The organism is Methylocaldum marinum (genome assembly GCF_003584645.1).
Classification (GTDB): domain Bacteria; phylum Pseudomonadota; class Gammaproteobacteria; order Methylococcales; family Methylococcaceae; genus Methylocaldum; species Methylocaldum marinum.
The window spans coordinates 785,470-797,622 of sequence record NZ_AP017928.1; the positions used below are offsets into that span (position 1 = coordinate 785,470).

Sequence of the window (12,153 nt, forward strand, 5' to 3'; positions counted from 1 at the left end):
ACTGCCAGCTGCGTCTTCTCCGATTCCGGTCCCTACGAAACGCATGGACCGGGGTTAGCCTAGGGCCGACTTACCCCGATTCGTCAGACCCCGTTTGGCTGGGCAATGGTCGATTTCGGCTTTCGCCTGGTTTTTTGCAGGTGTGTCGTTCAGTGCCGAAATGCTCCGGCGAGCGGACGATACGGGCTCTTCCCGTGCGACTTGTGCTCGCTCGACCCCGGCCGTAGTCTGCGACCGTAAAGCCGCGAGTTCCAGCGTCGCGGCATCGAGCCGTTCTCTTAGGTCCTGTATCAGTTGATAAAGCTGTTCGAAATGAATTTGGAAATAACGGGCTGACGGAAATTCCGGCGTCTCCGTCTGTTTAGCAGGATCGCCTTCCTGGCGCCTAAGTCTGGGTGTCATCTGTTCCTCCTCTCGAACGTAAAACCACGGCCTCCATGGACAAGACGAATAACGCGCGCCTAAAGCGGCGCGGAACGAACGTTTTCGCAGAGCGGCAGCGGAACCGGCGGTGCGCACGACCCCGGCGAAAACCGGACGAGTCGCGAGAAACACCTTTCCCGTCCGATGTCTGCCGGCGTTAATGGAATTGGTGCGGCGTAACGATCGATCGATCTCATAACTCATGACGAATGGATGCTTTCGTTATAACAGCAAGCTATATGCCAAGCTTGTGGATGTGCTGATGGAAAGCCGACTTCGCTGAATCAGCGAGCGGAGCCGCCGGTGAGAGTTGTGGCAAACCACACAGTTGATGTGGGTTCTGACCTGCTCGGATTTCCGGATTCTGCTTGCCCTTGTCCGCTAACGCCGCAGCCATGCAATGCATCGAGAGCCCGTGCGAGTTTGGGTCCGAGACATACGCCTCATGTCAGCCGCGCCCGGCAGCCAGGCGCTTGGTGCAGGATCGGCGCCATTCGCAATACCGAACGGCACGGCGAAATCTTTTGTGCGTCGGGAAACGGGGCGTGCGAGTTCGAGACTTCGGGAGGGCCGCCGATCGGAGCGAAGAGCCCATCCGGAATGCGTCAAGCATCTCGTCCTTGAAAAAGACGGCGCCGCCGAGCAGCGGCGCCGGCAATCCAGTGAGGCGAATAGCAGGCGCGGGCGGACGGTGAGCACGGAGGAAGAGGGGGCTCCGTACCCGGACGCCCGCCGGCGCTAATGAGATAAAGCAAGGACAATGCCAATCCGGAGGCCGCGGTTCGCAGGCAGTCGGCCGGTTCATCCTCCGGCCGGTGCGGGAAACGACTGAGTCCGGCCCGGCTTTTCACCTGTCTCGGCGCTTCAGCCGATAATCAAACGGAATCGTCACCGCGACCTGGCTCCAGCCGTGGGTGTCCGACACCGGCACCGGCATCACCCGGCGCAGGGTAGCGAGGGCTTCGTCGTCGAGCACCGCATGGCCGGAGCTCCGCACGATCTCGGCTTCGAGCAGATCGCCCTTGCCGCCGATCACCGCCCGGATCAGGACTTGCCCCTCCCAGCCCCGCCGCCGCGCTTCGCCCGGGTAGCGCCTGTTTTCCCGGATACGGTCTGCCAGATAGCGGCGCAGCCAGTCGAAATCGGGTTTGAGGTCGGGCTGGGCGGCGTTGGCCAGCCCGGCCAGCGGGCCGTTGGCGGCAAGAGTGGCCGGAGCCGGGGCTGGGGCTGGCGGCGGGACTTCCGGCGCTGTTTCCGCGGCCAGGTAGCGTGTAACCGGCTTGGGTGGCGCGGGTTCGATCAGCTTCGCCTTGGGTTTCGGCCTGGGCTTCGGTTTCGCCTGGAGCTTAGGTTTCGGCGGCTTCGGGGCAGGGGTGGGCTCGGGGCGCGGCGCCACTTCGGCCGGGGCCGGCGGGGCCGGACTGTACAGGCTGATCTCCCAGCGGATCGGCTCGGCTTCGGGGGTTGGCGGTTGCCGGTACCATAGCCACAAGGCCGCGCCCGCCAGCGAAGCATGCGTCAGCAGCGACAGCCCGAAGCCATTCAGGCGGCGCGCCAGTGGTGTCATGAGGCCGGTTCGCCCCGCTCGACTTCCAGGCTGACCCGGGGGAAGCCGTGGCTCTTGATCCCGTCCACCACCTTGACGAAGGTCTCCAGCACCAGGGCACGGTCGGCGCGCAAGACGATCAGGCGCTCCTTCGGATACGCGCTCAAGGCGTCTCCCAGGGTTTCCAGCGCAACCGGCATCTCGCCCAGGAACAGGCGCCCGTCGGCGGTCAGAGTCATGAAGACCGGGTCTTCGTGCTGCGGCTGGTTTGCTTCCTTGGCCTCGGCCAGGTTTACCGGGATCTGGCCGGTAACGATGAAGGTCGCCGTGGTCAGGATGATCACCAGCAGCACCAGCATCACGTCGACCAGGGGAATCACGTTGATCTGGTCGATATCACGGTCCAAGGCGCACCTCGTAGTCCGTGACCAGTTCCTTGATGCGGCGTCTGAGCACGTTGTTCAGCACCACGCAGGGAATCGCCACCACCAGCCCCATGGCGGTCGCCTTCAGGGCCATGCTGAGGCCGATCATGATGGTGTGCACGTCCATGCTCTTGTCCATGCCCATCTTGTGGAAGGTGAACATGATCCCCAAGACCGTGCCCAGGAGCCCGATATAGGGGGCATTGGCCGCCACCGTGCCGATCACCGTGAGATGGCGGGTCAGTTCGGTTTCCAGGGCTTGGCTGGTGGGGTACCGGTCGAGCTCGACGCGGCGGTAGAAGAGCCAGCGTTCGAAGGCGATGGCGACCGCCCACAAACTGGCCAGCAGCAACAAGCCGATCACTCCGTAGTCGACCCATTGAGCGAGTGACGTTGTATCGAAACTCATTATTATTGTTTCCCTAAAGACCTCTGGATATCCATGGATCGAGCATGAACGATGCCAGGGTGACCTGAGGGCCGGACACGCGATTCGAACGGGCCGGACAAGGTCTTGGCCCGGCTGTACATATGGGAAATACCTCAGGGTTATGCGGCATATAGCACAGTTATGCAAGCCTTTACTCGCGCACTCGTTCAGAGCTCCGAAGTTCTTGAACGGCTCGATTACGGATTTTTTATAGAAATGACTCGGTATCGAGGCGGTGGCCGGCCATCCATCGCCGGCGAAAGCCGTGCAGTCATTTCCCACACAATCTCCGGGTTCATCGCCCGATCAGTTCGGCTTCCAGCTCGTCAACCATGCTCGCTACCACGTTTCGCAGAGATCGCGTTTCGGAAAAGACCGCCCGCTGGCGGAAATAGCTGCGCCCGGTGTCGAGCCCTGCTTCGAGTTGATCCAGCCACTTCTTGGTTTTCAATTCGCAGGCTGTTTCCGCCAGGTTTGCCATTAACTCACGAGTAAGCGCTTTGATGGGAAGCACGCGTCCGGTCTCGTCGACGATGATCTCCGCGTCGGTTCCGCGCTGCGAGGCGCGGAAGCAGTTTTCTTTTTGAGCCCACCATTGTTGCAACATGGCGGGACGGACCGGCGCTTTCTGTTGCCAGCAGCGCAGCAGATAGACCTCCAGAGTTTGCACCAGGGCGGCCAGTATGAAGGTGTCAGCCAGGGTCGGCTGTACGTCCATCACCCGCACTTCGAGGGTTCCGTAATGGGGGCTCGGCCGGATGTCCCAGTGAATATCTCGCACCACGTGGGCCGCGCCCGCCGCCCGAAGATTCTCGAAACATTGGGTGAATTGGCGCCAGGAGGCGAAGCTCGGGGGCAGGCCGTAGTCCCGCATCGTGGCCAGGACCCGCTGGCGGAACGAGGCAAACCCGGTATCCTGGCCCTGCCAGAACGGAGAACTGGCCGAGAGCGCGAGGAGGATGGGAAGATACGGCTTGAGCATGCTCATGACGGCGATTGCAGCGTCTCCCGACGGCATACCGACATGGACGTGGAGTGCATAGGTTTTCAGCGTATGGGCCAGGTAAACCATCCGCTGTTCCATCTGGACATAATGCGGCAATGGCGTTATCGCTGCCGGACGCAGCGAAAAGGGATGAGTGCCGGCACCGCAAAGCGCGAAACCCAATCCTACGCAGCGCCGCTTCAGCTCCTTGGTCAGGCCGGTAATGTCCGATCGAAGTTCGTCGATGTCGGTGCATACGCTGGAATTGATTTCCACCGTGCACTGGGTGAATTCGGGCTTGACGCGGGGCTCCGCCGGATAGTTCCGCAACAGGGGAAGTATGCCGTCCACCAGATCGAAGCTGACCGGATCGAGCAACTGGAATTCGATTTCGATCCCCACGGTGGGATATTTTGAACCCGCAAATTCCAGCGCGTCATCAGGCATAGGCCTCGATGGCATCGCGGGCCACCCGCTCGAAGAATGCCGCTCCGATTTTCAAAGCTTCCTCATCGAAATCGAAGGCCGGACTGTGCAGCGGGATGTGTTCCCACCCTTCCCGGCGTGCACCTATCCTCACATAACAACCCGGGATTTCCCGCAAGTAATAAGCAAAGTCCTCGGATCCCATGCTGGGATATTCCATGGCAACGAGGCCTTCCTGGCCGACGATTTTCGCGGCGGCTCCGCGTGCGATGTCCGATTCCGGGAGGGTGTTCACCACCGGCGGATAGCCCTCGTTGATGATGACCTCGATCTGGGCGTTGTGGAGATCGCCGATGCCCTTGGCCATCCTTTCCATGCGTTCGAACAGATGCTCGCGCACCGCCGGCAGGGTGGTCCGCATGGTGCCCCGAAGGGTCGCGGTTTCGGCGATAACGTTGGGCGCGCTGCCTGCGCTCACCTGGCCGATGGTGATCACCGACGGGTATACCGGGTTTACCTCCCGGGACACGAGGGTCTGAATCGCCACGATCAGGAGGCCGGCGACAACCACCGCATCCACCGCTTCATGCGGTCTCGCTCCGTGTCCGCCGCGGCCCTGGATTTGTATCAGGAAACCGTCCGACTGCGCGGTAATCGTACCCGCGGCGACCATGATCTCCCCGACCCGGTAATGTCCGGTGACATGTCCGCCGAAGATCGCGCGGGCGTCGGAAAGCGCGCCCGATCGAAGAATCACCCGCGAACCTCCGCCGCGTTCTTCGGCCGGCTGGAAAACCAGGAGGACGTTTCCCTGAGGCGGGTTGTCCTTGAGCAAGGCTGCTGCTCCCAGCACCATGGCCATGTGTCCGTCATGGCCGCAGGCATGCATTTTGCCGGGATTTAGCGATGCGAAAGGCAGGCCGGTACTCTCGAAGCCCGGCAAACCGTCCATCTCGGCCCGTAAGGCCACGGTCGCCCCGTCGGGTTCGCCGCTGATGCGGGCCACGATACCGCCGCCGACACCGCCGTATTCGTAGGGAATGCCCAGCCGGTCGAGCTCCTGCATGATCATGCGGGCCGTCCGTACTTCCTCGAAAGCCAGTTCGGGATAGCGGTGCAGCAAGCGGCGCAGTTCCACCATGCGGGGATAAATCCGCTCGACGGTGGTGCGTCGGGAGATGGTTTTTCTTTCCTTAGGCACTGTCATCGAAACGTGGAAAAGAGGTTGGTGAGTTCAATTGCCCGGAAAAAGGCCTCGGTATCCTTCGGCTTTTCCTACATTACTAGATAGTCGCGGGAGGTCTTAGTTCCGGTTGCCAGGAGACAAGGCTTCGCACATTTTGCGGATGAGCCGCCCTATTTCCCGCCCCAAGGCATCACAGGCACGGTGGACAAGCTGCTGGCCGCCGCTCCCTCGATGATTTTCCGGCTGATCGCGAGATACACCAGCGTGTTGTGACGGGTGTCGATCATGCGGATCACATCGGTCGTTTTGAAAAACACCGACGTGTCCTCGGAAAAGACTTTGGCGCCGCTCTTGAGTCCGGGCGGTAAGCTTATCGGTCCGGTCTGGCGGCATGCCAGGCTGAATTTGGACGGATCTTCGGCCAATCCCACCGCGCCTGAAATGCCGCCGGTCCGAGCCTGGCTGATATGGCAGGTTACTCCGGGTATCTTGGGATCGGAGAAGGCTTCGACGCAGACCTTGTGGTTGGCGCCGATCAATTTCCAGGCAGTAGTGACGCAATCGACTTCCTCGGCCTGCGTCATGCCGGAGAAAAGCAGGACGAACGGGAGAGTTCTTTTCAAGGCAAGTTCCTCGTCATGGTCGGAATGAGACGGGCACTATACCGAATCTTAGAACGTGCGCGGTCAAGGCCGTGTAAAAAATCTGGATCACTTGTGCATCAGTCCCAGCACGCCGATGACAATCAAATAGATCGCGACGAGGTAATTCAACAGCCTCGGCACGAGCAGGATTAAAATTCCGGTCACCAATGCGAGGACCGGTTGTAAAGGTACGTACATAAGTATCCTCTCGTATTCCCTGAAATCGTGAGTGAGTTTAGCCGCTCATCCCTGGTCGGACAACGCAGGGGCCGGCGGCGGGTAGGTCTTTCATGTCCGTTCGCTCTTGAGCGGGGACCGTTTTCACCTGAAATTCGCCGCTTTTGCGCCAGACTTCGAACAACGCATCGAAGCCTTCTTCTCGGCTCAGGGTGAACGGCCGACCGGGATAGGCTCAAACCTGGAACCGGCAGTTGGAAACTGCCTGAAACGCCGTAGGCCCCAGCTCTTCTCGAAGACCCTCACCCAACGCTTTCCAAAAGCGAGGGGGCGTTTAGCCGCTCGGCCTTTGGGAAGGCGGCGCCGGGCGCTGCCCGGTGTCCCGTTTGCGTTTGAAGAGGGGTTGAGGTGGGGCGATTCGAATAGGGTTTTACCTTCTTTACGCACAGTAAATCAGACGCCGACGTCGGTCCCGATCCTGCCTTCTACGGCTGGGATTCCGGGGGTGGGAAGGGCGTCGGCTCGGCCCTGTCGGGTGCCAGGACTTTCAAGCTCTCGTATTCCTCGCGGCTGAGCCGGCTGTCGCTGTTCTGGTCCAGCGTGGAAAGATAGACCTGCAAGCCGTGAACCGTCTTCGCTTCGGCAATGGAAATGTACCCGTCCCGGTTTTTATCGATTTCGGAGAAGGACGGGAAACGTACCGGTTCCGCCGCGGGTATCGGTAAAGCGTTCACTCCAAGGACCAAGAACAGCCATGCTATGAAAATCGCTATCGGTCTGGTTTTCATCGGGTCTCCTTACCCTGCTGGTCAGCAGAAATCACCGAATCGTGCCCATGGCCATACGGAAATGGCGGCGTGCGGGCCGGTGCCTTCGAACAAGTTTACCCGTCCGAGTAGCATTAAACGACGCATTCTCAGAAACGGCACCGCCGGAGCCCGCCGAGGCTGCTCCGGCGGTGCCCGTCTTCAAGCAGGCTAACCCGTCTTCAGCCAGGAACTGCACCAGCCGTTGACGTTCACGAGCTTGCCTCCGAAGATGCTGCAAGGGCGCCACTCGCCTTCGCCGGCCTGGAGAAATTTACAGTTGTGGCAGAATTGCTCCACGCCCGGCACGCCCTCTCGCGTTGGCCGCTGGGCCTCGGATGCATCTTCCACGTAATGGAGCGATTTGGCCATGGGATCGTCCGGCGAGAGCTTTTGCCCGCCCGCCGGAGATGTCTCTTGCGCTTGTCCCCGTCTCACGAATCCGCTGAGCGAAACAGTCATCGCCGTAAGCACCGCGGCTTTGAGAGCTTGGCGACGGTTCGGAACGAACGTCGAGTCTGACATGGCACTCTCCTTAGAACCAAGTTGTACAAATGCTTATAAAGCTCGCATAGCGAGTCATTTGATGATCGGAACCTCAAACCGGTTCCGGTGTGAACAATGCCCTCGCGGAAACTCGCCGTCAAGCGAAAGAGCGAACAGAAATGAACAATTGGGCGCGTTGAGCATTTAAAGGACATCCATGCCGGAGCATCGCGGAACAAACGGCGAAGCCCTTGGGTCGATTATTTGACAGGCCGAGCCACGCAACGGGCTAAGTCGGGGCGAAAGCCGTCCTGAATACCAGCGGCGTACCGGGAACCGCAGGAGCGGGTCATGAAACGATGGGGACGCGGGACGTGAGCCATGCCATCGAACGTTGGGCAGCGCCAAGAGCAGAATCGCGTTGAACCGCGATATGCTCAGGGCCATGTAATCGCGGTTCGCGGCAATGTCGTCGATGTTCGCTTTGCGGGGTCCCTGCCGCCGCGCTACCAAGCGCTACGCGCCGGCGAGAAGGGCAATGTCGTGCTCGAAGTCGAGAGCCATATCGGTGCCGATGCGGTGCGCTGCATTGGGCTGACGGCGACTCGCGGGCTCGCGCGCGGCGCGCCGGTGAAGGACACCGGCGGCATGCTTTCCGTGCCCGTGAGCAAGAGTCTGCTCGGCCGCATGCTGAACGTGTTCGGCGCCCCCATCGACAAGAAAGCAGCGCTCGATGTCGCCGAACGCTGGCCTATCCACCGTTCCCCCCTTCCTCTTTCCGAGCGCGTGACCAGCACCGAGATCTTCGCGACGGGCATCAAGGCCATCGATCTGCTCGCGCCGCTGGAGCGCGGAGGGAAAGCCGGGCTGTTCGGCGGTGCGGGCGTCGGCAAGACCGTGCTGATAATGGAGATGATTCACAACATGGTGGGCCGGTACCAAGGGACGAGTCTCTTCTGCGGAATCGGCGAGCGTACGCGCGAAGCCGAGGAGCTTTATCGCTCGGTTCGGGAGGCCGGGGTGATCGACCACACGGTCATGATGTTCGGCCAGATGAACGAGCCGCCCGGCGCGCGCTTTCGGGTAGGTCATGCGGCCCTGACGATCGCCGAGTATTTTCGCGACGTGCTGCGCCAGGACGTGCTTCTGCTCATCGACAACATCTTCCGCTTCGTCCAGTCGGGTCAGGAGGTCTCGGCGCTCATGGGCCGCATTCCGTCACGGGTGGGTTATCAGCCGACCTTGGCGACCGACCTGTCGGAGTTCGAGGAGCGCATCTGCAGCTCCGCCGGGGGATCCATCACCTCGGTGCAGGCCGTTTATGTTCCGGCAGACGATCTCACCGACCCCTCGGCAACCCACACCTTTGCGCACCTTTCGGCGTTCGTCGTGCTGTCGCGGAAGCGTGCGAGCCAGGGCCTTTATCCGGCGATCGATCCGCTCCAGTCGGACTCCAAGATGCTTACGCCGGGCATCGTCGGCGAGCGGCACTACCGCGTGGCGCAGCGGGCGAGAAGCCGGCTCGCGGAATACGAGGACCTCAAGGACATCATCTCCATGCTGGGAATGGAGGAACTCTCGCAGAAGGACCGCGAGACGGTCATCCAGGCGCGCCGCCTGGAGCGTTTTCTGACGCAGCCGTTTTTCACCACCGAGCAGTTCACGGGCAAGGAGGGCAAGATGGTCGAGCTCGAGCAGACGATCTCGGGCTGCGAGCGCATATTGTCGGGCGAGTTCGACGATATTCCCGAGAAAGGGCTTTACATGATCGGCCCCATCGAGGAAGCCAAGGGCCGGGTGGAACAATGAGCGGGCAGCGCATGCGGCTGAAGGTTCTCGTACCCACCGAGATCTTGTTCGACGAAGAGGTCGGAAAGGTTGTCGCCGAGGCGGAAAACGGCTCGTTCTGCGTGCTCCCGAAACACATCGACTTCGTCGCCGCGCTCGTCCCCGGCATTCTCCGCTTCGCCGATACGGAGAACGTGACGGGCTACATCGCCATCGATCACGGCGTTCTGGTCAAGTGCGGCTCCGACGTGCTGGTGTCGACCCTCAACGGCGTGCGCGGAGGAGCGATCGAGGATTTGAAGCGGACGGTGGACGAGCAGTTTCGCGAGCTGGACGAACAGCAGCGCGTTGCCCGGACTGCCCTGGCGCGGCTGGAGGCCGGTGCCATGCGCAGTTTCCGGGCACTGCAGGAAGAGACCCGTGGTCGACGATGAGCGGCGCCGCAGGCGTGATCACGAGGAGTCGCTCGGCGACATGGTCGAACGCAAGGCGGCACGCCGAATGCGCAAGCTGCGCGAAGACGAGCGGCCGGTCTGGTTCTGGTTCGGCATGTTCGGTCTCGTCGGCTGGACGGTGGCCATCCCCACTCTGATCGGGGTGGCGATAGGCATCTGGCTGGACCGCGCGTTCCCGGGCAAAGTTTCCTGGACGCTCAATCTGCTCATCGTGGGTGTGATCCTCGGCTGCATCAACGCATGGTACTGGGTGAAAAAGGAACTGCACCGTGACTGAACCGATTTCGGAATCGTTCCTGCTTTCGGCGTTTGCGTTTCTCGGCGGCGGGCTGCTGGGCGCGCTCCATTTTTTCTGGCTATGGCACGCCACGCGAAACCTGTACAACGCGCGTCGCCCGGCGCTTTGGCTCCTGGCCGGTTCGATACCGCGCCTAGCGGTCGTGCTTTGCGGCTTCTACTTGCTGAGCCGAGGCGATCCGCTTCGCCTGACGGCCGCCCTGCTCGGATTCTTGCTCGCGCGGGTCATCGTCATCAGGCGCATGCGGCCCCCTGCCGGCCGCGGGCGGGCGACACTTGCCGGGGACCGGGAGCGCTCGTGGAGATAACCCCCGACAGCATCGTGTACTGGTCATGGCGCGGCTTTACTCTCAATGCCACGCTCGTCTACACCTGGGGCGTGATGCTGATCCTGGTCGTCGGTTCGTGGATGATCACCCGACGGCTCGGCACCGGCACCGAGATGTCCCGCTGGCAGAATCTGCTCGAGGTCCTGGTCGTCGGCATGCGGCAGCAGATCCGCGCGACCAGCCATCAGGAAGCGGGTCGCTATCTGCCCTTCGTGGGCACTCTGTTCCTGTACATCGCAGTGTCCAATCTGCTGCAGCTTGTCCCCGGCTTCCATCCGCCCACCGCCTCGCTGTCGACCACCACGGCACTCGCGATCTGCGTGTTTGTCGCGGTACCGGTTTATGGGATTGCCAACGAAGGTCTCGTTCGCTACCTCAGGCACTACATCAGGCCCACGGTATTCATGCTGCCCTTCAATGTCATCGGCGAAATCTCGCGCACGATCGCTCTGGCTGTCCGCCTGTACGGCAACATCATGAGCGGCACCTTGATCGTCGGCATCCTGCTGAGCCTGGCGCCTTTCTTTTTTCCCGTCCTGATGCAGCTTCTGGGTTTGCTGACCGGGATGATCCAGGCGTACATTTTCGCCGTCCTAGCCATGGTGTATATCGCAGCCGCGTCAGCCGCCCGCCGCTGACCGGTGCCGGGTCGGTCGGTCGGGCGGACGGGCCGGAACCCATCGATCGAAAAGGAGAAACGCTCATGGATAGCAGTACGCTGATCGGCATGGTCTCGATCATCACGGCCGGGTTGACCATCGGCCTAGGTGCCATCGGGCCGGCCCTGGGCGAAGGACGTGCGGTCGCACAGGCGATGACGGCGATCGCGCAACAACCCGACGAATCGGGTACCATTACCCGAACTCTTTTCGTCGGTCTGGCGATGATCGAATCGACGGCGATTTACGCTCTCGTCGTCGCCATGATCCTCATCTTTGCCAATCCTTTTTGGGACCATTTCGTCCGGACCGGGGGATGAGCCATGCAGATCGACTGGATTACGACAGGCGCTCAGATCGTCAACTTTCTTATTCTGGTTTTTCTGCTCAGGCATTTCCTGTATCGACCCCTCATCGCGGCGATGGACCGTCGGGAGCAGCGTATCGCCGATCGCCTGGAGGAGGCGCGCAAACGAGAGGAGGAAGCGGATGCGGCGGCCCGTGAATACCGTCGGCGGCAAAGAGAACTCGAACGGAAGCGCGACGAGCTGCTGGCGCAAGCACGCGAAACCGCCGACGCGGAGCGCCGGCGCCTGATCGACGAGGCCCGCGAGCAGGTCGCGCAGATGCGTCACCGATGGCAGCGTGACCTGGAACGCGAGCAGCATGACTTTCTCGCCGGCCTTATGAAGCAGGCGGGCCTCGGTATCATGCGCGTGGCCTTGCGAGCCCTGCGCGATCTCGCCGACCGCGATCTGGAGCAGCAGCTTATCGCGGTGTTCCTGCGGCGGTTGGAGGAACTGGGCGAAGCCGAGCGCAATGCACTGACGGGCGGGAACGGACCTCTCCGTATCACCACCTCTTTCACGCTGGACCCGGAGCGCCGTTCGGCGCTGGCCGAGGCCATGCGCGAACGGCTCGGCGAATCCAGCGAGTTCCACTTCGAACACTCGCCCGATTTGATTTGCGGCATCGAGTTGAGACGCGGCGGTATCAAGGTGGGCTGGACGGTGGCCGAATACCTACAGAACCTCGAAACGCGGTTCGCGGAACTGCTTTCGCCCGCTTCCACACAGCGGGCGGCGAGTTGA

17 protein-coding genes are annotated in these 12,153 nt (G+C 61.5%); 7 read left to right on the forward strand and 10 right to left on the reverse strand.

Annotated elements, in window-relative coordinates:
- Positions 1 to 54: 54 nt before the first annotated feature.
- The 10 genes from sS8_RS27525 to sS8_RS03475 all read right to left on the reverse strand — a co-directional run bounded on the left by sS8_RS27525 (position 55) and on the right by sS8_RS03475 (position 7,573).
- Positions 55 to 402 carry a hypothetical protein gene (locus sS8_RS27525; protein WP_145986397.1) on the reverse strand — a complete coding sequence of 116 codons (348 nt, stop codon included), beginning with the start codon at positions 400 to 402 and terminating at the stop codon, positions 55 to 57.
- A gap of 868 nt (positions 403 to 1,270) precedes the next feature.
- Complete coding sequence (locus tag sS8_RS03435) at positions 1,271 to 1,990, reverse strand: energy transducer TonB (RefSeq protein ID WP_119628428.1); 720 nt, start codon at positions 1,988 to 1,990, stop codon at positions 1,271 to 1,273.
- A complete protein-coding gene (locus sS8_RS03440) occupies positions 1,987 to 2,376 on the reverse strand; it encodes an ExbD/TolR family protein (RefSeq protein ID WP_119628429.1) in 390 nt (129 codons plus the stop codon). Before sS8_RS03440 ends, sS8_RS03435 begins: the two co-directional genes overlap by 4 nt.
- Positions 2,366 to 2,803 (reverse strand): TonB-system energizer ExbB, encoded by a 438-nt coding sequence (gene exbB / locus sS8_RS03445; protein ID WP_119628430.1) that lies wholly within the window; start codon positions 2,801 to 2,803, stop codon positions 2,366 to 2,368. Before exbB ends, sS8_RS03440 begins: the two co-directional genes overlap by 11 nt.
- Before the next feature lie 316 nt (positions 2,804 to 3,119).
- Positions 3,120 to 4,256 carry a carboxylate-amine ligase gene (locus tag sS8_RS03450; protein ID WP_119628431.1) on the reverse strand — a complete coding sequence of 379 codons (1,137 nt, stop codon included), beginning with the start codon at positions 4,254 to 4,256 and terminating at the stop codon, positions 3,120 to 3,122.
- Complete coding sequence (locus sS8_RS03455; RefSeq protein WP_119628432.1) at positions 4,249 to 5,442, reverse strand: M20 metallopeptidase family protein; 1,194 nt, start codon at positions 5,440 to 5,442, stop codon at positions 4,249 to 4,251. The genes sS8_RS03450 and sS8_RS03455 overlap by 8 nt, the downstream gene beginning before the upstream one ends.
- Before the next feature lie 149 nt (positions 5,443 to 5,591).
- Positions 5,592 to 6,044, reverse strand: a complete 453-nt coding sequence (locus tag sS8_RS03460; RefSeq protein ID WP_232020501.1) for a CreA family protein — start codon at positions 6,042 to 6,044, stop codon at positions 5,592 to 5,594.
- Between the two features lie 87 nt (positions 6,045 to 6,131).
- Positions 6,132 to 6,263: a DUF3096 domain-containing protein gene (locus tag sS8_RS03465; protein WP_179952398.1), complete on the reverse strand. Its 132-nt coding sequence runs from the start codon at positions 6,261 to 6,263 to the stop codon at positions 6,132 to 6,134.
- Between the two features lie 464 nt (positions 6,264 to 6,727).
- The gene (locus tag sS8_RS03470; protein WP_119628434.1) at positions 6,728 to 7,030 is read right to left on the reverse strand and encodes an EF-hand domain-containing protein; all 303 of its coding nucleotides are present in this window, start codon (positions 7,028 to 7,030) and stop codon (positions 6,728 to 6,730) included.
- A 189-nt stretch (positions 7,031 to 7,219) separates the two neighbouring features.
- A complete protein-coding gene (locus tag sS8_RS03475; protein WP_119628435.1) occupies positions 7,220 to 7,573 on the reverse strand; it encodes a high-potential iron-sulfur protein in 354 nt (117 codons plus the stop codon).
- A 342-nt stretch (positions 7,574 to 7,915) separates the two neighbouring features.
- Here sS8_RS03475 and atpD point away from each other — a divergent pair, with 342 nt between their 5' ends.
- The 7 genes from atpD to sS8_RS03510 all read left to right on the forward strand — a co-directional run bounded on the left by atpD (position 7,916) and on the right by sS8_RS03510 (position 12,153).
- Positions 7,916 to 9,343 carry a F0F1 ATP synthase subunit beta gene (atpD, locus tag sS8_RS03480; protein ID WP_119628436.1) on the forward strand — a complete coding sequence of 476 codons (1,428 nt, stop codon included), beginning with the start codon at positions 7,916 to 7,918 and terminating at the stop codon, positions 9,341 to 9,343.
- Positions 9,340 to 9,756 carry a F0F1 ATP synthase subunit epsilon gene (locus tag sS8_RS03485; RefSeq protein ID WP_232020502.1) on the forward strand — a complete coding sequence of 139 codons (417 nt, stop codon included), beginning with the start codon at positions 9,340 to 9,342 and terminating at the stop codon, positions 9,754 to 9,756. Before atpD ends, sS8_RS03485 begins: the two co-directional genes overlap by 4 nt.
- Positions 9,743 to 10,054: an AtpZ/AtpI family protein gene (locus sS8_RS03490; RefSeq protein ID WP_232020503.1), complete on the forward strand. Its 312-nt coding sequence runs from the start codon at positions 9,743 to 9,745 to the stop codon at positions 10,052 to 10,054. Before sS8_RS03485 ends, sS8_RS03490 begins: the two co-directional genes overlap by 14 nt.
- Positions 10,047 to 10,382: an N-ATPase subunit AtpR gene (locus sS8_RS03495; protein WP_119628437.1), complete on the forward strand. Its 336-nt coding sequence runs from the start codon at positions 10,047 to 10,049 to the stop codon at positions 10,380 to 10,382. The genes sS8_RS03490 and sS8_RS03495 overlap by 8 nt, the downstream gene beginning before the upstream one ends.
- Positions 10,373 to 11,041 carry a F0F1 ATP synthase subunit A gene (locus tag sS8_RS03500; RefSeq protein WP_119628438.1) on the forward strand — a complete coding sequence of 223 codons (669 nt, stop codon included), beginning with the start codon at positions 10,373 to 10,375 and terminating at the stop codon, positions 11,039 to 11,041. The genes sS8_RS03495 and sS8_RS03500 overlap by 10 nt, the downstream gene beginning before the upstream one ends.
- 65 nt (positions 11,042 to 11,106) lie before the next feature.
- Entirely contained in the window at positions 11,107 to 11,382 is a 276-nt protein-coding gene (locus sS8_RS03505) for a F0F1 ATP synthase subunit C (RefSeq protein ID WP_119628439.1), read from the forward strand.
- A 3-nt stretch (positions 11,383 to 11,385) separates the two neighbouring features.
- Entirely contained in the window at positions 11,386 to 12,153 is a 768-nt protein-coding gene (locus sS8_RS03510; protein WP_119628440.1) for a F0F1 ATP synthase subunit B family protein, read from the forward strand.